This is a genomic window from Paraburkholderia phenazinium (assembly GCF_900100735.1).
GTDB classification, from domain to species: Bacteria; Pseudomonadota; Gammaproteobacteria; order Burkholderiales; family Burkholderiaceae; genus Paraburkholderia; species Paraburkholderia phenazinia.
The window spans coordinates 79,412-99,223 of record NZ_FNCJ01000025.1; the positions used below are offsets into that span (position 1 = coordinate 79,412).

General features: G+C 61.1%; 16 protein-coding genes. 13 read left to right on the forward strand and 3 right to left on the reverse strand.

Annotated elements, in window-relative coordinates:
• The first annotated feature begins 2 nt into the window (after nt 1–2).
• The 3 genes from lpxB (at nt 3) to BLQ92_RS34880 (ending at nt 2,791) form a co-directional block, all read left to right on the forward strand.
• Complete coding sequence (gene lpxB, locus BLQ92_RS34870; protein ID WP_090694099.1) at nt 3–1,172, forward strand: lipid-A-disaccharide synthase; 1,170 nt, start codon at nt 3–5, stop codon at nt 1,170–1,172.
• The gene (rnhB, locus tag BLQ92_RS34875; RefSeq protein ID WP_090694103.1) at nt 1,169–1,933 is read left to right on the forward strand and encodes a ribonuclease HII; all 765 of its coding nucleotides are present in this window, start codon (nt 1,169–1,171) and stop codon (nt 1,931–1,933) included. The genes lpxB and rnhB overlap by 4 nt, the downstream gene beginning before the upstream one ends.
• A 72-nt stretch (nt 1,934–2,005) precedes the next feature.
• Nucleotides 2,006–2,791: a TrmH family RNA methyltransferase gene (locus tag BLQ92_RS34880; protein ID WP_090694108.1), complete on the forward strand. Its 786-nt coding sequence runs from the start codon at nt 2,006–2,008 to the stop codon at nt 2,789–2,791.
• A gap of 37 nt (nt 2,792–2,828) precedes the next feature.
• On the opposite strand, the gene ppsR is transcribed toward BLQ92_RS34880, so the two are convergent.
• Nucleotides 2,829–3,644 (reverse strand): posphoenolpyruvate synthetase regulatory kinase/phosphorylase PpsR, encoded by an 816-nt coding sequence (gene ppsR, locus BLQ92_RS34885; RefSeq protein ID WP_090694112.1) that lies wholly within the window; start codon nt 3,642–3,644, stop codon nt 2,829–2,831.
• A 589-nt stretch (nt 3,645–4,233) separates the two neighbouring features.
• Here ppsR and ppsA point away from each other — a divergent pair.
• The 3 genes from ppsA (at nt 4,234) to BLQ92_RS34900 (ending at nt 8,328) form a co-directional block, all read left to right on the forward strand.
• Nucleotides 4,234–6,639, forward strand: coding sequence for a phosphoenolpyruvate synthase (gene ppsA, locus BLQ92_RS34890; protein WP_090694116.1), 2,406 nt, complete (start codon nt 4,234–4,236; stop codon nt 6,637–6,639).
• A gap of 270 nt (nt 6,640–6,909) precedes the next feature.
• Complete coding sequence (locus tag BLQ92_RS34895; RefSeq protein WP_090694183.1) at nt 6,910–7,368, forward strand: NfeD family protein; 459 nt, start codon at nt 6,910–6,912, stop codon at nt 7,366–7,368.
• A 27-nt stretch (nt 7,369–7,395) separates the two neighbouring features.
• Nucleotides 7,396–8,328, forward strand: coding sequence for an SPFH domain-containing protein (locus tag BLQ92_RS34900; RefSeq protein WP_090694120.1), 933 nt, complete (start codon nt 7,396–7,398; stop codon nt 8,326–8,328).
• Nucleotides 8,329–9,171: 843 nt separating this feature from the next.
• On the opposite strand, the gene smpB is transcribed toward BLQ92_RS34900, so the two are convergent.
• Nucleotides 9,172–9,618: an SsrA-binding protein SmpB gene (gene smpB / locus BLQ92_RS34910; RefSeq protein WP_090694127.1), complete on the reverse strand. Its 447-nt coding sequence runs from the start codon at nt 9,616–9,618 to the stop codon at nt 9,172–9,174.
• 100 nt (nt 9,619–9,718) lie between these two features.
• On the opposite strand from smpB, the gene BLQ92_RS34915 reads away from it, so the two are divergent.
• Complete coding sequence (locus tag BLQ92_RS34915; protein WP_090694131.1) at nt 9,719–10,156, forward strand: type II toxin-antitoxin system RatA family toxin; 438 nt, start codon at nt 9,719–9,721, stop codon at nt 10,154–10,156.
• Complete coding sequence (locus BLQ92_RS34920) at nt 10,153–10,485, forward strand: RnfH family protein (protein WP_090694135.1); 333 nt, start codon at nt 10,153–10,155, stop codon at nt 10,483–10,485. The genes BLQ92_RS34915 and BLQ92_RS34920 overlap by 4 nt, the downstream gene beginning before the upstream one ends.
• Nucleotides 10,486–10,601: 116 nt before the next feature.
• Here the strand turns inward: BLQ92_RS34920 and BLQ92_RS34925 are convergent, their stop codons facing one another.
• Nucleotides 10,602–11,585 carry a DMT family transporter gene (locus tag BLQ92_RS34925; RefSeq protein ID WP_090694140.1) on the reverse strand — a complete coding sequence of 328 codons (984 nt, stop codon included), beginning with the start codon at nt 11,583–11,585 and terminating at the stop codon, nt 10,602–10,604.
• 242 nt (nt 11,586–11,827) lie between these two features.
• Between BLQ92_RS34925 and guaB the strand changes: the two genes are divergently transcribed.
• The 5 genes from guaB (at nt 11,828) to BLQ92_RS34950 (ending at nt 18,966) form a co-directional block, all read left to right on the forward strand.
• Nucleotides 11,828–13,288: an IMP dehydrogenase gene (guaB, locus tag BLQ92_RS34930; protein ID WP_090694144.1), complete on the forward strand. Its 1,461-nt coding sequence runs from the start codon at nt 11,828–11,830 to the stop codon at nt 13,286–13,288.
• 6 nt (nt 13,289–13,294) lie between these two features.
• Entirely contained in the window at nt 13,295–13,996 is a 702-nt protein-coding gene (locus BLQ92_RS34935; protein ID WP_090694148.1) for a hypothetical protein, read from the forward strand.
• A 221-nt stretch (nt 13,997–14,217) separates the two neighbouring features.
• Nucleotides 14,218–15,801 (forward strand): glutamine-hydrolyzing GMP synthase, encoded by a 1,584-nt coding sequence (gene guaA, locus BLQ92_RS34940; protein ID WP_090694153.1) that lies wholly within the window; start codon nt 14,218–14,220, stop codon nt 15,799–15,801.
• A 328-nt stretch (nt 15,802–16,129) separates the two neighbouring features.
• Entirely contained in the window at nt 16,130–17,392 is a 1,263-nt protein-coding gene (locus BLQ92_RS34945) for a tyrosine-type recombinase/integrase (RefSeq protein ID WP_090694156.1), read from the forward strand.
• Nucleotides 17,393–17,871: 479 nt separating this feature from the next.
• Nucleotides 17,872–18,966 (forward strand): DUF6516 family protein, encoded by a 1,095-nt coding sequence (locus BLQ92_RS34950; RefSeq protein WP_090694160.1) that lies wholly within the window; start codon nt 17,872–17,874, stop codon nt 18,964–18,966.
• The last annotated feature ends 846 nt before the right edge of the window (nt 18,967–19,812 follow it).

A 19,812-nucleotide genomic window follows, 5' to 3' on the forward strand; every position in this document is an offset into this window, starting at 1 on the left:
CGATGGCCTTGCAACCCAGTCCGCTACGGCTTGCGATGGTGGCCGGCGAGCCGTCCGGCGACCTGCTTGCCGCATCCCTGCTGGACGGCCTCGCGAGCCGTCTGCCGGCCGGCACCCAGTATTACGGAATCGGTGGCCCCCGCATGATCGCCACCGGCTTCGACGCGCATTGGCCGATGGAAAAGCTGTCCGTGCGCGGCTATGTCGAAGCCCTGCGTCATATTCCCGGCATTCTCGGCATTCGCAACGAGCTGAAACGCCAGTTGCTGGCTGAGCCGCCGGCCGCGTTCGTCGGGGTTGATGCGCCTGACTTCAACTTCGGTCTCGAGCACGCGCTGCGCGACGCCGGCATTCCGACCATCCACTTCGTGTGCCCGTCCATCTGGGCGTGGCGCGGCGGGCGGATCAAGAAGATCGCCAAAGCAGTCGACCACATGCTGTGCGTGTTTCCGTTCGAAACCGCGCTGCTGGAGAAGGCTGGCGTGGCGGCGTCCTACGTTGGCCACCCGCTGGCCGACGAGATTCCGCTCGAGCCCGACACGCTGGGCGCGCGCCGCACGCTCGGCCTGCCGGAAAGCGGCCCGGTGATCGCCGTGCTGCCGGGCAGCCGGCGCTCGGAAATCGATCTGATCGGCCCGACCTTCTTCGCGGCGATGGAGTTGATGCAGCATCGCGAGCCGGGTGTGCGCTTCGTGATGCCGGCGGCCACACCGGCGCTGCGCGAACTGCTGCAGCCGCTGGTAGACGCCAGTCCGGGCCTCGCGCTGACGATTACCGATGGGAACTCGCAGGTGGCCATGACCGCCGCCGACGCCATCCTCGTCAAGAGTGGCACGGTGACGCTGGAAGCCGCGCTGCTCAAAAAGCCGATGGTGATTTCCTACAAGGTGCCCTGGCTGACGGGGCAGATCATGCGCCGTCAGGGCTATCTGCCGTACGTCGGGCTGCCGAACATCCTCGCCGGCCGCTTCGTGGTGCCGGAGATCCTGCAGCACTTCGCGACGCCTGAAGCGCTCGCCGATGCCACCCTGAAACAGTTGCGCGACGACGCCAACCGGCGCACGCTGACGGAAATTTTCACGGAAATGCATCACGTGCTGAAGCAGAACACAGCCCAGCGTGCCGCGGAAGTGGTGGCGAACGTCGTCGAAAACCGCAAGGGGCGTCGATGACCGGCGCCCGTGCGCCTCGGCGCAACTCCGCTACGGCGGCGCAGCAACCCGGCTTTGACTTCAATGCCGCCGACGAGATCGTCTGCGGCGTCGACGAAGCCGGGCGTGGGCCGCTGGCCGGCCCGGTGGTGGCCGCCGCGGTGATTTTCGACCCGTCCAAACCGATGATTCGCGGCCTCGACGATTCGAAGGCGCTCACCGCCAAAAAGCGCGACGAACTGTATGACAAGATCGTCGATCGCGCACTGGCGTATTGCATTGCTTCGGCTTCCGTCGAAGAGATCGACACGCTCAATATCCTGCACGCGACCATGCTGGCGATGAAGCGCGCCGTCGAGGGCCTTGCCGTCGTGCCGACGCTCGTGAAGATCGACGGCAACCGCTGCCCGGTGCTGAGTATCCGCAGCGAAGCCATTGTTGGCGGTGACGCGCTCGTCAAGTCGATCTCGGCCGCGTCGATTCTCGCCAAGGTCACGCGCGACCGCATGCTGCTGCAGTTGCATCAGACCTTTCCGGTGTACGGCTTCGACGCGCATTCGGGTTACGGTACGCCACAGCATCTGGCGGCGCTGCGTGAACATGGGCCGTGCGAACACCATCGGCGCTCGTTTGCGCCGGTACGCGAAGCGCATCTGCGCATGAGCAAGCGTGCGGACGTGCCGGGCGCCGGGCTGACGCGGCTTGCGCCCGTCGTGGAGACGGCCTGGGAGGTTGTCGACGAGCCGGACCCGTTCGGTGGCTCGGCCAGGTCGGTCCGGTAGCACGCTTTCCTGAAGCGCCCCGCATCGGCGCTTCATCCTGCTTTTCTCACATTCTCACTGTCTTCGCTGCCTGTGAAAGCCATCACCTCGCGGGACAATCCGCTCTACAAGCGCCTCAAGGCACTGGCCGGCTCGACGCACCAACAGCGTCGCAGCGCTCACGCGCTGCTCGAAGGGTTTCACCTTGCGAGCGCCTATCTGGATGTCGCCGGGCAACCCGAAACCTGTCTCGTCACCGAAGGCGCGCTGCGTCACGACGAGGCGCAAGCCATCGTTTCCCGCATCGATGAGCACCGTATCGTCACTTTGCCGGATGCGCTGTTCGGCCAGTTGTCGAACGTCGTGAACGGGGTCGGGATTCTGCTGGTGGTCGAGAAGCTCGCGCCGCCGCTGCCGCAACGCGTAGCGCAAACCTGCGTCGTGCTCGATGGCGTGCAGGACGCGGGCAATGTCGGCTCGATTCTGCGCAGCGCGGCGGCCGCCGGGATTCAGCAGGTGTTTTGCGCACCAGGGACAGCTTACGCGTGGTCCTCGAAAGTGCTGCGCTCCGGGATGGGTGCGCACTTCCTGCTGGAGATTCACGAGGATGTCGAGCCGCAGACCTTGATCGAGCGCCTCGCCGTGCCGGTGGTGATTACCGATTCGCACGGCGCGAAGGCGATCTACGATTGCGACCTGTCCGGATCGCTTGCGTGGGTGATGGGCAATGAGGGAGCAGGGGTGTCGCAGGCGTGGCGCGATGCGATCACGCTGCGCGTGACGATTCCGCAGCCGGGCGGGATGGAGTCGTTGAACGTGGCGGCGGCTGCCGCCGTGTGTCTGTTCGAGCAGTGCCGCCAGCAGCGCGGCAGCCGGTGAAGTCTGGCGCGCTCGTCGCCGCGGCCGCTCGCCTCCCTCAATACGCCGGCCGGTCCAGCTTGATCTCCTGCAGGATCGTGGTCGCGATCTCTTCGATCGACTTGTGCGTCGATGACAGCCACTTGATCCCCTCGCGCCGCATCATCGCTTCGGCTTCATTGATCTCGTAACGGCAGTTTTCCGGCGCCGCATATTTGCTGCCCGGACGGCGCTCGTTACGGATCTCCGACAGACGCTGCGGATCGATCGACAGCCCGAACATCTTGGAGCGGTGCTCAAGCAACGGCGTCGGCAGCTTGCCGCGCTCGAAATCTTCCGGAATCAGCGGATAGTTCGCTGCCTTCACGCCGTACTGCATCGCCAGATACAGGCTCGTCGGTGTCTTGCCGCTGCGCGACACGCCGACCAGGATGACGTCGGCATCCGCCAGATTGCGATTGGACTGACCGTCGTCGTGGGCGAGCGAGAAATTGATCGCCTCGATCCGGTTCTTGTACTCCTCGGTGTCCGCATTCTGGTGGCCACGGCCCATCGCGTGGCTCGACTTCAGCTCCAGTTCCTGTTCAAGCGGCTCGACGAAGGTCTGGAACATGTCCAGCACTAGCGCGTTCGAGCCCTTGACGATCTTGTTCGACGAGCTGTCGACCAGCGTCGTGAAGACGATCGGCCTGCGGCCGTCCTGCTGGGTCGCTTCGTTGATCTTCTCGAGCGTCGCGTAGGCTTTCTCGGTCGAATCGACAAACGGAACCCGCACCAGGCGGAATTTCTGGTCGAACTGGGAGAGGATCGAATGCGCGAAAGTTTCGGCAGTGATCCCGGTACCGTCGGAGACGATGAATACGGTGGGCGGCATCAGTGGGGCAGTGGGCAGGGAACGTGAGCGGAAAATTTCGCTCGAATCTAACATCGTCGCACCGAGGCTCACTGTACGGTGGCTAACCGGAGTTACAGGGGCATCGGCGCGGCGCGCCGTGGGCGCCACTCGCGCACCCTTGACAGCCGTGGCCTCGCGAAGAGCCCGACGGCAGGTCCGGGGCGCGTTTCGAGGCGCAATTCTCGTCCGACAGTCACATTTTGAGAGTCGGCACGGTAGAATAGCGGCAACCTGTTGGATAAGCAATTGCAGGCGAACCGCGCTTAACTCGCATTTATCGCCCGGTCATCGCCCCGCTTTTTGCTCGTAACCTGCGACGAATTTGAATAATTTCGTCCAACCGTAGGCTTCGTCGTGCTTTTTGCGCGCTTTGTGGCAAGACGGTTGTAAAGGCGGGAACTCGATTAAGCGCTTGCTGATGACGCTTCAGTGCGCCTGGTCAAGCGATTGCTTATCTAACAGGTTGTGCAAGACGCGAGATCGTCGATTCAAGACATGCTTCTTATGAGCACCTCGCGTCCAAGCCCACTTGCACAGTCGTGTATTTTTTCCACACTTAGGGGCTTGTATGACTAACGCAGTTAACGTCGCAAAGGATCAGGCGTATGTAGTGCCGTTCGAGCAGTTGCGGATGACCGATGTAGAGATTGTGGGCGGCAAGAACGCGTCCCTGGGCGAGATGATCAGTCAACTCGCTCAGGCAGGCGTTCGTGTGCCGACCGGCTTCGCTACGACGGCACTTGCATTCCGCGACTTCCTCCATCACAACAACCTCACGGAACGCATCGCCAAACGTCTCGAGACGCTCGACGTCGACGACGTGAAGGCGCTCGCCGAAGCAGGCAAGGAAATCCGTCAGTGGATCGTTGACGCGCCGATGCAGCCGAAGCTCGAGGCTGACATTCGTGCGGGCTTCGACACGCTCCAGAACAGCTCGCCTGAAGAGCTTTCGTTCGCTGTCCGTTCGTCCGCTACGGCAGAAGATTTGCCGGATGCATCGTTCGCGGGCCAGCAGGAAAGCTACCTGAACGTGGTCGGCATCGAAGACGTGCTCGATCGCATGAAGCACGTGTTCGCGTCGCTCTACAACGACCGCGCTATCTCCTATCGCGTCCACAAGGGCTTCACCCACGCTGAAGTCGCGTTGTCGGCGGGCGTGCAGCGCATGGTGCGCTCGGACGTCGGCGCTGCCGGCGTGATGTTCACGCTCGACACGGAATCCGGCTTCAAGGACGCGGTGTTCATCACGTCGAGTTACGGTCTGGGCGAAACCGTCGTGCAGGGCGCGGTGAATCCGGACGAGTTCTACGTCTTCAAGACCACGCTCGCCCAAGGCAAGTACCCGATCATCCGCCGCTCGATCGGCTCGAAGCTCATCAAGATGGAATTCACCAAGCCGGGCGAGCCGGGCCGTGTGAAGACCGTCGACGTGACGCACGAGCAGCGCAACCGCTTCTCGATCACCGACGAAGACGTGATCGAACTGGCGAAGTACGCCGTGATCATCGAGAAGCACTACGAGCGTCCGATGGACATCGAGTGGGGCAAGGACGGTCGCGACGGCAAGATTTTCATCCTGCAGGCACGTCCGGAAACCGTGAAGAGCCAGGCAGCCGGCAAGGCCGAGCAGCGCTTCAAGCTGAAGGGTCAGTCGCAAGTCATCGTCACGGGTCGCGCGATCGGTCAGAAGATCGGCGCGGGTCCGGTGCGGGTGATCCACGATCCGTCGGAAATGGACCGTGTGCAGCCGGGCGACGTGCTGGTGGCCGACATGACCGACCCGAACTGGGAGCCGGTGATGAAGCGTGCCTCGGCGATCGTCACGAACCGTGGCGGCCGGACCTGCCACGCAGCCATCATCGCGCGTGAACTGGGCGTGCCGGCGGTGGTGGGCTGCGGCGACGCAACGGACCTGCTGAAGGACGGTGCGCTGGTTACCGTGTCGTGCGCGGAAGGCGACGAAGGCAAGATCTACGACGGTCTGCTCGAAACCGAAATCACCGAAGTCCAGCGCGGCGAACTGCCGCCGATTCCGGTGAAGATCATGATGAACGTCGGCAACCCGCAGCTCGCCTTCGATTTCTCGCAACTGCCGAACGGCGGCGTGGGTCTGGCGCGTCTCGAGTTCATCATCAACAACAACATCGGCGTGCACCCGAAGGCGATTCTCGAGTACCCGAATATCGATCAGGACCTGAAGAAGGCGGTCGAGAGCGTGGCCCGCGGTCATGCATCGCCGCGCGCGTTCTACGTCGATAAGCTGACCGAAGGTATCGCGACGATCGCTGCGGCGTTCTATCCGAAGCCTGTCATCGTGCGTCTGTCGGACTTCAAGTCGAACGAGTACAAGAAGCTGATCGGCGGTTCGCGTTACGAGCCGGACGAAGAAAACCCGATGCTGGGTTTCCGCGGCGCTTCGCGTTACATCGCGGAAGACTTTGCCGAAGCGTTCCAGATGGAATGTATCGCGCTGAAGAAGGTGCGCGAAGAGATGGGCCTCGACAACGTCGAGATCATGGTGCCGTTCGTGCGTACGCTCAAGCAGGCCGAGAAGGTGGTGGGGCTGCTCGACAAGTTCGGCCTCAAACGCGGCGAGAAGGGTCTGCGCCTGATCATGATGTGCGAAGTGCCGTCGAACGCGATCCTCGCCGAAGAATTCCTGCAGTTCTTCGACGGCTTCTCGATCGGTTCGAACGACCTGACGCAGTTGACGCTGGGTCTGGACCGCGACTCGGGTATGGAGTTGCTGGCCGTCGATTTCGACGAACGCGACCCGGCCGTCAAGTTCATGCTCAAGCGCGCCATTGAAACGTGTCTGCGGCTGAACAAGTACGTCGGTATTTGCGGCCAGGGCCCGTCGGATCATCCGGATTTCGCGCAATGGCTGACGGATCAAGGCATTGCGTCGATTTCGCTGAACCCGGACACGATCATCGAAACGTGGCAGGCGTTGGCTAAGTCGTCGGCAAAATAAGCAGTGCGCATCGCCGGGCGGTGCGGTTCATCAAAGTGAACCGCACCGGACGGTAAATTGCACCAGCTTCGTGCTATAAACACCTCGGTAGATCCGGGGTGTTTTGCATTTGTCGGCCCGAGTTAGTGCTTCAGCACTTACTCGGGTCCCATGCAAGGCGGTCGGCCCGAGTTAGTGCTTCAGCACTTACTTGGGTCCCATGCAAGGCGGTCGGCCCGAGTTAGTGCTTCAGCACTTACTTGGGTCCCATGCAGCTCAATGGAGGTCGACGTGGCGCCAGGTGGACTGTTCTGGTGGATCGGGGCGGGCGTGCTTATCGTGCTGGAGTTGATGAGCGGCACCTTCTATCTGTTGATGATCGCATTGGGTTTCGTGGCCGCGGCTCTCGCGCGCCTTGCCGGCGCCAATCCCGACGTGCAGTTCGCACTCGCGGCGGTAGTGGCGCTCGTCGCGGTGATCGCGTTGCGGCGCTCGCGCTTTGGGCGCAGAAAGCGCAAAGATTCGGCGAGCAATCCGGACGTGAACCTGGATATCGGTCAGACGCTGACCGTGACCGCCTGGCGCGAGCGCCGGGCGCGTGCCAACTATCGCGGCGCTGCCTGGGATGTCGAACTGGCGCCGGGTGAGCCGGAAGACGCGCATGTCTACGAGATCAGCGCGCTGGACGGCAGCCGCCTGATCGTGGTGGCAAGCAAGCGGCCTGCGGGTGTGTCTGCACAGACACCATAACAATTCAAACCAGAAACTGGAGCAACCATGGATTCGACTATCGTCGCGGTAGTGCTTCTCATCATCGTGATCGTGATTGCCGCGCAGACCATCAAGATCGTGCCGCAGCAGCACGCATGGGTGATGGAGCGGCTCGGCCGCTATCACGCCACGCTGACGCCGGGCTTGAGCTTCGTGGTGCCGTTTGTCGACCGCATCGCCTACAAGCACGTCCTCAAGGAAATTCCGCTGGATGTGCCGAGCCAGGTCTGTATCACGCGCGATAACACCCAGTTGCAGGTGGATGGCGTGCTGTACTTTCAGGTCACCGATCCGATGAAGGCGTCGTACGGTTCGAGCAACTTCGTGTTTGCGATTACGCAGTTGTCGCAGACCACGCTGCGCTCGGTGATCGGCAAGCTCGAACTCGACAAGACGTTTGAAGAGCGCGACTTCATCAATCACAGCATCGTCTCGTCGCTCGACGAAGCGGCGTCGAACTGGGGTGTGAAGGTGCTGCGCTACGAAATCAAGGATCTCACGCCGCCGAAGGAAATCCTGCATGCCATGCAGGCGCAGATTACTGCCGAGCGTGAGAAGCGCGCGCTGATCGCGGCGTCGGAAGGGCGCAAGCAGGAGCAGATCAACATCGCCTCGGGCGGGCGCGAGGCGTCGATCCAGAAGTCCGAGGGCGAGCGCCAGGCAGCCATCAACCAGGCGCAGGGTCAGGCTGCGGCGATTCTGGCGGTGGCCGAAGCCAATTCCCAGGCGATCCAGAAGATCGCAGCGGCGATTCAGTCGGCTGGCGGCATGGAGGCCGTGAACTTGAAGGTGGCCGAACAGTATGTGAACGCGTTTGCCAACCTGGCGAAGCAGGGCACCACGCTGATCGTGCCGGGCGATCTGTCGAATATGAGCGCGATGATCGCCTCGGCGCTGACCATTGTGAACAAGGGGAAGGGCGCGGCTGAGGTGCGGTAGGAGGGCATGGTGTTTGGTTGTTTTTTTGCCTGCGGCGCCTTGCTTTTGGTGGTTTGCCTGCGGTGTTGGCCTTTCCTTGTTGTGTTATTGGTCTATTAGGTTCGCCCCTGTGCGGGGCGGCACTTACTTTCTTTGCCGCCGCAAAGAAAGTAAGCAAAGAAAGCGGGCTGACAACCGCCAGCTTGTAGTGAGCCATCTCGGTCTGCTATCGGGAGCGGCCCAAGACGAGACCCGCCATCGCACCACCCGCGTTGGTGACACAGCACTCATCCGCTCCAGCGTCGCGCTACGCGCCCCGCCGTAGGGCATAACGCCTCCTGCACATTTTGTAGGCCGTCTAACTATTTTGGCTTGCCAATTTTCGTAAGTTGGCGCTTCTCGCCGCTCGAGTGTCCTTGGGTGAGGTCGGCACCCCTGAGGGTCAGAGGCGCGAGGTGGGTAGCGGGATGCCGTTCCGAACGCAACGCAGAGAAGGGCTTCTGAAACGGGAAAGGCAGGGTCATTTGCCGCGTATCGTGGCAGCCCCGTTTTCCCGAGCAAACCCATCCGCGACGCACGTAGTGCGAAGTGGGGTGGATGAGCCCTTTGTCACTAGCGGGTGAAATGCGAGGGCAGGTCTCGTCTCGGACCACTGCGGGTTCGTCTGAGCGGTGGACACCTACTAGCTAGCGGTTGTCAGCCCGCTTTCTTTGCTTACTTTCTTTGCGGCGGCAAAGAAAGCAAGTGCCGCCCCGCACAGGGGCGAAGCTAATAGACCAATAACACAACAAGGAAAGGCCAACACCGCAGGCAAACCACCAAAAGCAAGGCGCCGCAGGCAAACGCCACAATCTGGCGCCGCGCTCAGGTCGGATTCCGCATCAACCGCGCCTTCTCCCGTTCCCAGTCCCGTTTCTTCTCAGTCTCGCGCTTGTCGTGCTGCTTCTTGCCCTTGGCAAGGCCGATTTCGCATTTGACGCGGCCGCCCTTGTAATGAAAGTTTAGCGGCACGAGCGTATAACCACGCTGCTCGACCTTGCCGATCAGCTTGCTGATCTCCTCGCTATGCAGGAGCAGCTTGCGGGTGCGCACCGGGTCGGGCGTGATGTGGGTCGACGCTTCGGGCAGCGGGCTGATGTGCGTGCCGATCAGGAACAGCTCGTTGTTCTTGATGACGACATAGCCTTCCTTGATCTGGCCGCGGCCGGCCCGCAAGGCTTTGACCTCCCATCCTTCGAGCACGAGTCCTGCTTCGTAGCGTTCTTCGACCGAATAGTCGTAGAAGGCTTTTCTGTTGTCTATGATGCTCATGAATGGAAAGTGCCCAACTCGTTTAAAATCACGATTTTAGCAAAGCGGGGCAAGGAAAGCCCGCGGCGCTTGTCCACCCTTGCCACGTGCTGTCCAATTTATGGCAGATGTCCAGAAAACCGTGTTGATACGCCATTCGGCGGAACAGATGTTCGACCTCGTCACCGATGTCGCCGATTACCCCAATTTCCTCCCGTGGTGCGGCGGGGTCGAGATCCGTCGCCAGGACGAAGATGGCATGGAGGCGAAGATCGACATCAACTTCAAGGGCATCAAGCAGCACTTCGCCACCCGCAACAGCATGAAGCGGCCCGAGCGCATCGATATGGAGTTCGCGGACGGCCCGTTTCGCAAGTTCACCGGCTACTGGCGCTTTACGGCGTTGCGTGAGGACGCCTGCAAGATCGAATTCGCGCTGCACTACGAATTCACCAACATCATCCTCGAGAAGATCATTGGCCCGGTGTTCAGCCATATTGCCAACACCTTCGTCGAATCGTTCGTGAAGCGCGCCGACCAGCGCTACGGTAAGGCATGAGCGCGATGCTGTCGATCGAAGTCTGCTACGCACTGCCCAATGAGCAGGCGCTGATCGCCGTCGAGCTGCCGGAGGGGGCAACCCTGCAGCAGGCGCTCGACGCCAGCGGCATCCTCAAACGCTATCCTCAGATCGATCTCGAGAAGCAGAAGGTGGGCGTGTTCGGGAAGTTGAAGCCGCTCGATACGGTGCTCGCCGACCATGACCGCGTGGAAGTCTACCGGCCCCTGATCGTCGATCCGAAGGCGGCGCGCCAGCGGCGCGTCGAGAAGACCCGCAAGGAAGGCTCGATCGAAGGGCGCAAGTGGCAGAACCGGGATTCGCGGTAGGGGAAGCCTGCCCGGCGCTCAATGCGCCTCGATAGCCCGCTGCCGCCGCTGCGCCTGGCGCCCTCGTTGGCGGCGCGCGCCGGTTGACCCTCGGCCGCGCTGGCCAGTCCGGCCGCTCAATGTGCCGAGACCTGCGCCTTCTCTTCAATCGGCAGCGCCGCCGAATCGTCCCCCGCGTGCTGCCGCACCGACCAGCTCACACCCGCCACCAGCAACGCGATGGCCGCCATTTCGAGCGGACGCGGCAGCCGGTGGTCGTAAATGAACGCATAAAGCAGCGCAAACAGCGTTTCAAACACGATCATCTGGCCTGACAAGGTCAGCGGCAAGCGCTTCGAAGCGGCGTTCCACAGCCCGTTGCCGAGCCACGAGGCGCCGATCGCCAGCCCCAGATTGAGCACCCAGAAGGTGTGCCAGCGCGGGCTGTCGAGCGTCGTCTGCAGGCTGCCGGACGGCAGCAGCGCGATCACCAGCCACAGCGCCGCGCCGAGCGCTCCGGTCACCACACCCCACAAGACTGACCACTCGTTGCCGCTGAAATGATTCTGGCGCTGCAGATAGCGAGCGTTTTCGACCGCGAACCACGTCCAGCAGACCAGCGCCCCGACCGCGCAGGCAAGCCCGGCGAGCTTGCTGAGGATGCCGGCCGGCGTGCCCGCCGCCCCATCGGCGACGGTGAATACATCGACATTGATACAGGCGATGCCCGCCAGCACCATCGCCAGCGGCCACGCCAGACGGGCGAGCGGCACGGCGCCGTGGTCGCGGCGGCCGAGCAGGGTGACGGTGACCGGCAGCACGCCGACGATCAACGACGCTGGCGCAATCCCGACCAGGTGCACGGCACTCGTCAGAAGAATGTAGTAGAGCAGGTTGCCGGCCAGCGCCAGCTTGACCAGCGCCACCAGATCTTCACGGGTCAGGCGGGTGACGAGCGAGCGCGCCATTGGCAGGGCGGCGGCCAGCGAGACGATGCCGTACATGGTGTAGCGGCCCGCGCTGAGGAGCAGCGGGGAAAAATCGGGCAACATCCTCGGCACCAGAAACACCATGCCCCACAACGCCCCGGCCATGACGCCGTACGCTACACCACGCTGCATCGACTACTCCGACATAAAACTGAACAGGTGCGCAGCTTAACCGGGCGGCCGCAGGGTGTCTTGTTCGATCCTGCACTTGTCTGGAGAAACGAAACCGGATCGAACCCGACCCGAACGGCGAAGCGAAATTCCTCTGCGAAAAGACCCTGGAAAATCAGCGGAAATTCGCTAACCTGCTGTTCGTGCAGTGAAAACCGGGGAGGTATCGCGTATAATTCGCTTTTGCGCCTATAGGATTTGCCATGCGTCTGATCCAAACAGCACTCACGTTCGATGACGTGCTCCTCGTCCCGGCCTACTCCGATGTTCTGCCGCGCGACACCAGCCTCAAGACCAGGCTGACCCGCAACATTTCCCTGAACATGCCGCTCGTGTCCGCCGCCATGGACACCGTCACCGAAGCCCGCCTCGCGATTGCGATGGCGCAACTGGGTGGCGTGGGCATCATCCACAAGAACCTCACGCCGGCTGAACAGGCGCGTGAAGTCGCCAAGGTGAAGCGCTTCGAATCGGGTGTGGTGCGCGATCCGATCACGGTGCCGCCGCAAATGAAGGTGCGCGATGTGATCGCCCTGTCGCAGCAGCATGGCATTTCGGGCTTCCCGGTGGTGGAAGGTGCGCAACTGATCGGCATCGTCACTAACCGCGACCTGCGCTTCGAAGAGCGTCTGGACGAGCCGGTGCGCAACATCATGACGCCGCGCGAGCGCCTCGTGACGGTCAAGGAAGGTACGCCGCTCGCCGAAGCCAAGGCGCTGATGCACAGCCACCGTCTGGAACGCGTGCTGGTCATCAACGACGCATTCGAACTGCGCGGCCTGATGACGGTGAAGGACATCACCAAGCAGACCGAACACCCGGATGCCTGTAAAGACGAACACGGCAAGCTGCGCGCAGGCGCCGCGGTCGGCGTCGGTGCGGACAACGAAGAGCGCGTGGAACTGCTGGTGCAAGCCGGCGTCGACGTGATCGTCGTGGACACCGCACACGGCCACAGCAAGGGCGTGCTCGAGCGCGTGCAGTGGGTCAAGAAGAATTTCCCGCATGTCGAAGTGATCGGCGGCAACATCGCTACCGCGGCCGCTGCCAAGGCGCTGGTCGAATACGGCGCGGACGGCGTCAAGGTCGGTATCGGCCCGGGCTCGATCTGCACCACACGTATCGTCGCAGGCGTCGGCGTGCCGCAAGTCACGGCGATCGCCAACGTCTCGGAAGCGCTCAAGGGCACGGGTGTGCCGGTGATCGCCGACGGTGGCGTGCGTTTCTCGGGCGACGTCAGCAAGGCGCTGGCCGCCGGTGCGAGCGCTGTGATGATGGGCAGCATGTTCGCCGGCACCGAAGAAGCGCCGGGCGACGTGTTCCTGTATCAGGGCCGCCAGTACAAGTCGTACCGTGGCATGGGCTCGGTCGGCGCGATGAAAGACGGCGCAGCAGACCGCTACTTCCAGGACAACTCCGCGAACATCGACAAGCTGGTGCCGGAAGGTATCGAAGGCCGCGTCGCCTACAAGGGCTCGGTCACGGCGATCCTGTACCAGCTGATCGGTGGCGTGCGCGCCAGCATGGGCTACTGCGGTTGCCGCACCATCTCCGAGATGAACGACAAGGCCGAGTTCGTGCAGATCACTGGCGCAGGCTTGCGCGAGTCGCACGTTCACGACGTGCAGATCACCAAGGAAGCGCCTAACTACCACGTGGACTAATCGCCCATGAAGCCGCTGCTGCGCGCTGTACTGATCATCGATGCCTTGCTGTTGCTGGCGTTCGGCCTGCTGTTCCTGTTGACGCCCTGGACTTCGCTGTACAACGCGCTGCAACTGGTGCAGGCCCAGCCCACCCTGGTGGGGCAGGGGCTCGGCATCGCGCTGATCGGGCTCGCGTGGCTGGCTTTCCATGCGTCCATCGACGGCGCGCTGACCGCCACGGTCGCCAAGGTCGTCGGGCATGTGAACTGGCTGGCGGGCCTCTTGATGCTGGTCTGGCTGATCGGCATGCACCGTCCTGAGTTGACCGGTTTCGGTCAGCTTATCGCCGTGCTGGCCGGTGTGGTGCTGGTCGTCGTGGGCTTGGGCGGTGTGCGGCTGTCGGGCGCAGTACGGCGCCGCGAGCGGTTGCGCCTCGCTGAGGCCGTTGCTGCGGAACGTGCCGAAAAGCAGGCGGCGAAAGACGCTGCCAGGGGACGCGACGCGGTTACGTACCGGGCTGAACCCGCGGTAGTGGATCCTGTGCTGGAGCCCGTCGTGCCGCCTGCAGCGCGTCCTGCCAGCCCGATTAGTCCTGCCACCGGGCATCCGGTCGAACCGGACTTCGCTGCGGCAAACCGGCCAGGCGCGCTCTCGGCCAGCGACGTCGAAGCGCGCAGCGCCGCGGCGGATGCGCCGGGCGGGCCACGGCCGCCATTTCATGGCTGAGGCCCGGAGCGCCACGCCACCTGCCGAAGCTTCCGGATTCCGTCTGCGCGCGTGCTTGATGGTGCGCTCGTTGCCGCGCTGGTTGCATGTGCTGCTGCGATCGCGTCACGCCCGAGCTTGCGCTGCCCGAGATGGCCTTACATCCTGGGCCGTTTTGAATTCAACGCCGCGCCTCGTGCGCGGCTTTCCTTATCCGTTCACTTTTGAATCCGTCCGCTGCCATGCATGACAAAATCCTGATCCTCGACTTCGGTTCGCAAGTCACCCAATTGATTGCACGTCGCGTCCGCGAGGCGAACGTGTACTCGGAAATCCATCCGTACGACGTCGACGCGGCGTTCATCCGCGACTTCGCGCCGAAGGGCGTGATCCTGTCGGGCGGCCCGAGCTCGGTCACCGAGACGGACACGCCGCGCGTGCCGCAAGCGGTGTTCGAACTCGGCGTGCCGGTGCTCGGCATCTGCTACGGCATGCAGGCAATGGCCGAGCAGCTTGGCGGCAAGGTCGAAAACGGCCACGTGCGCGAGTTCGGTTACGCCGAAGTACGCGCGCGCAACCATACGAGCCTGCTCGAAGGCATTAGCGACTTCACGACGCCGGAAGGTCACGGCATGCTGAAGGTGTGGATGAGCCACGGCGACAAGGTGCTGGAAATGCCGGCAGGCTTCCAGCTGATGGCGTCCACGGAGTCGTGCCCGATCGCCGCAATGGCTGACGAAGCACGCCATTTCTACGGCTTGCAGTGGCACCCGGAAGTCACGCACACGGTGCAGGGCCGCGCGATGATCGAGCGCTTTGTGCTGAAGATCTGCGGCGCGCGCTCCGATTGGGAAATGGGCCACTACGTCGATGAAGCGGTCGCGAAGATTCGCGAGCAGGTCGGCACCGAGCACGTGATCCTGGGGCTGTCGGGTGGCGTGGATTCGTCGGTGGCGGCGGCGTTGCTGCATCGTGCGATTGGCGATCAGCTGACCTGCGTGTTCGTCGATCACGGCCTGCTGCGTTTGAACGAAGCCGAGCAGGTGATGGCGACGTTCGCGGACCACCTCGGCGTGAAGGTGATTCACGTGGACGCGAGCGAAGTGTTCCTCTCGAAGCTCGCTGGCGTGACTGACCCGGAAGCGAAGCGCAAGATCATCGGCGCGGAATTCGTCGAAGTGTTCCAGGCTGAAGCCAACAAGCTGACTGATGCGAAGTGGCTGGCGCAAGGCACGATTTACCCGGACGTGATCGAATCGGCAGGCAAGGGCAAGAAGGCCACGCAGACGATCAAGAGCCACCACAACGTGGGCGGTCTGCCGGAGACGCTGAATCTGAAGCTGCTCGAGCCGTTGCGCGAGCTGTTCAAGGACGAAGTGCGTGAACTCGGCGTGAAGCTTGGTTTGCCGCCCGCGATGGTGTATCGCCATCCGTTCCCGGGTCCGGGTCTGGGCGTGCGGATTCTGGGTGAAGTGAAGCGTGACTTTGCCGATCTGCTGCGCCGCGCGGATGCGATTTTCATTGAGACGCTGCGTACCTTTATCGACAAGGAAACGGGTAAGTCGTGGTACGACTTGACGAGCCAGGCGTTTGCGGTGTTTCTGCCGGTGAAGAGCGTGGGGGTGATGGGCGATGGGCGGACTTATGAGTATGTCGTAGCGCTGCGTGCGGTGCAGACGCAGGACTTCATGACCGCGCATTGGGCACATCTGCCGCATGAACTGCTCGGGCATGTGTCGAACCGCATCATCAATGAAGTGCGGGGGATTAACCGGGTTGTTTATGACATCTCGGGGAAGCCGCCGGCGACAATCGAGTGGGAGTAGGCGGTAAAAAATTCCAAATAAAATCAATGACTTGCGATGGATGATGTAAAAAGTTCTTTGTTGATCATTTCGTTGTAAGTCATTGATATAGAAGCGAAATTTTCGAAGATTCCAGAGACAGCCAGGCCGTTGTGCGCCGTAAAATGACGGTATAGCGGACGGTATGCGCCGAATGCACGATTGCAACTCGATAATTTACCGGCAGCGCGATTCGGCCGCGACGGTAAAATTCTTTCCAAAAAGCTAGACGTGGTGCGGGTTTGCGGGCACATCGAGGGCTCGTGGTTGGTGACGGTAAAAGGTGTACCAACCACGAGAACGAGAAACGATGCTCACCGAATTTGCACTCCGCAACCTTAAGCCCCGCACAGCCGCGTACAAGATCGCCGACCGCGACGGCATGTACGTCGCAGTATCTCCGGCGGGCACCATTTCCTTTCGATACGACTATCGCATTAACGGACGGCGAGAAACGCTGACAATCGGTCGCTATGGTCGAAGCGGCATCTCGCTGGCGTTAGCAAGGGAAAAGCTGCTAGACGCTCGTCGTGCTGTCCTTGAGGGCAAGTCGCCGGCCGTGGAGAAACAGCGGGAAAAGCAGCGGCGCGCTGTGGCGAAGACCTTCGGTGAATGGGCTGCTAGCTGGCTTGACGGAGCCAAAATGGCGGACACGACGCGGTCCGTGCGCAGGAGCATCGTCGTGCGCGATATCCTGCCGGCCTTCAAGGAAAGGCTTCTTTCCGAGGTCACTGCTGACGATCTGCGGGCTCTCTGCATGCGGGTCAAGGAGCGTGGTGCGCCGGCAACCGCAGTTCATCTCCGCGATATCGTTAAGCAGATTTATGCTTACGCGAATCTGCACGGAGAGAAAGTCGAGAATCCGGCAGACGAGGTTGGCGTCGCATCGATCGCCACGTTTGTGCCGAAGGACCGAGTCCTCTCGCCGTTGGAAATTCGGCTCATGCATCGACAACTGGAGCAGGTGGCGACGTACCCGACGATCCGGCTGGCTTTGCGCCTCATTTTGCTGACGATGGTGCGTAAGAGCGAATTGATCGAGGCAACGTGGGATGAGGTCGATTTCGAAGCTGCGGTGTGGACCATACCGAAGTCCCGGATGAAAGCGCGGCGCGCCCACAACGTATATTTGTCCCGCCAGTCGATCGACATCATGGTGGCGCTGCATACCTGCGCGGCAGGTTCCCGATATGTGTTGCCTTCCCGCTATGCCGCGGATCGATGCATGTCCAAGGCGACATTAAATCGGGTTACGCAGCTCGTTGCCGAACGGGCAAAAGTGGCTGGACTGCCCTTGCAGCCATTCACCGTCCATGATTTAAGGCGCACGGGCTCAACGCTGCTTAACGAAGCGGGCTTCAATGGCGACTGGATCGAAAAGTCGCTGGCGCACGGAGGGGATGGGCGGTCTTCGAGGGCGGTATACAACAAGGCCGAGTATGCCATACAGCGTCGGCATATGCTCCAGGAATGGGGGGACATGGTCGATGCATGGGTGCGGGGAGGCGGGCATAGGCCGAATCTAATGCCTTTCGATATAGCTATGCCAGTGATCGTTGCCCGCGTGTTGTGAGGTTAGGTGTCTTGCCGATGATGCTCCGGTAGATTGCGGAATTGTCGGCGGGTGCTCAACAGCGGGATTGAGCTCTGTTCTTGGGCGCGATATGCGTGCGCCCAAGGACTAAACTCGGGCGGGCAATTCCGAACCGCATTCGTCAGATCTGTTCGGAATTACGTACTAGCCCTGCTCACATGCCGGATGTCGTCGTGCTCGCTAGTAGAAATGACACCTCACGCGATGGCGTCCGTGATGAACGAGAGCCAATGATGTTGGTCGGCTTGGAAATGACTGAATTGATATGCCCACTATTCACTCCGGTTACAGTTGCATGTTGCGACCAGGCTTTCCTCGCCTGCATCCGAGGACCTCCGCTTCGGCAGTTGTCGTGGGGCGGTATGACGAATGGAAATACGCAGGCTCACGACTACTCCTCAAGTTCGTGCATTCGATGCCGCTAGCATAAGTATGATGAGTTTGTGAGAATCTTGTAGATGATCGATTTTGATGATTATTTTCGGTTTGGGCTTTCCCATAAGCTTAGCGGGCGGGATCTCGACAAATGGGTGACGGTGTATTCGCCGCAAATAAACGACAACGCTCGTTTTCTAAGGCTTCGTCTGGATACTGTGGAGCAGCTTCAATCCATGATTGATGAATCGGATGACACCTTTGTCTTAGTCGACAATCCTCCGATATTTTGCTGCTGCTACGACATCAACGAAATGTGTCCGGTGCCTCGCATTTACCATTTCACGCCGGGCGGCAGCCTAGCTGAATTCGCATCCGTTGCATCCCGGCTGGAGAGGCACGGATTCCGGTCGAAGAACATGTTGGGTGAGCATGAGTTTCTGGAGCGGGTTGGTGCGCGGTCAGCGGCAGAGCGGATCCGTTCTTACAAAGAGGCCCATCAAAAGTCACGCCATCTGGCCACCGCGAAAGCGTTTGCAGAAGGGCGCCGGCAGAATACTTTTGTCACGCAAACCGCACTTTGGCGAACGGATGGATGCCTCCTTTGTGGCGCCGCAGATGTTGCGTTGATCACCACGACATGGGGCAGCCAGACTGGGGAGTCTATGCAACTCCTTCTCTGTCAGCCGCACGCAACGGAGGCATTCCAGGCGGACTCAGTGCTGAATTATCTGGCTGCGTGGTGTGGCTCACCCCGCAGACTGGCGTTGCAGCCGCTCGATCTGTCTACTGATAAGGCTTACTTTTCCGAGACCATTGAGCTGGTCGATCAGGAACTGGATTGCAAGGTCAAAAAAATAAAAGATATCGAAAGGGAAATCACCGGGATCCGGCGGGTATCCGGATTTACCGTGATACTCAGGATTCATAGTACCGTTAAACGTGGATATTCCTACATGGTGAATCTTCCTAATGGCACCCAGGTCGCACGAATCGATGACGCACCTGACCATCACGACGTCAACTTCTTTCCCGACCATCGCCATACCGGTCTTCCGGTAGAGAACAAGAGCGCGGAACCCAGTTTTTCAACGGGACACGCCAGAATTGATCTGCCCGGCATCAAAGCAGAAATAGAAAGAGTTGAGGAAAAGTATAAGGTTCACTGGGTTAGATAGGGATATGTTGTCCCTATGGAATCTACTACGGGACGGCGATTCGAGGTCATTCTCTGCCAGAGGGAGACCAGCGGAACAGACCAAAAATCCATGACATGGTTATGCATATGCGTTTGCCAGTGAAAAGACGTCGCAAGTTCTCCGGTGTACAGCTCTTTTCAGTCCTGACGTTTATGGTTTTCTTGCTGTCCGCTGCAGGATGTCTTTGGTGGGCGCAGTCCAGCATACTGGACACCCACGGAAGAGATGCTTGCAATGCGACGTCGCCGCCGAGAAGCAGCGGGCGCATCTATCTAGGCATCGAAGGTGGATCGGGCGGAAAATTCCAGATGACGGGCGAGGTGTACGTTCCAGTCTGGTTGTGGCCCAAAGGCGTACCCGGGTCACAGAGAGGCCAGATTGATCTGCCCGACATGTCCGACGATGGAGAGGTTCACGTTCCGTGGCTGCCTCTGTCCGTCTCGACCCCGGTGAAAGCAGAGTTTGAGGGAACCGAGGTCTACCTGTGAACGGCGGTCGAAATCCGACGTTAAACGGCGGCGTCAGTCAGGAATTCGGAATGTTTTCTAGTCTTCCGGGCTAATCCGAGATGACTGATACGGGTGGCGCTGAGGTTATGGGACGCATCGAAAGGAGCCCGTAGGGCGAGAGCAGATGCGTCCCGGCGGGAGCCGGTTCAGGAAGGGGTGACGCAGCAGGCCTGATGCGGTAAAAGAGGATTTACCGCCGAAGAAACAGGCCCGACACCGGCGCAAACCGCCAAGTTCAATCCGGTGTCGAGCCCAGCACGCGCACGACAGGGTGCGGGTGTGCCCAAGTATGGCACTGCCCATGAGCTCTGTCGAT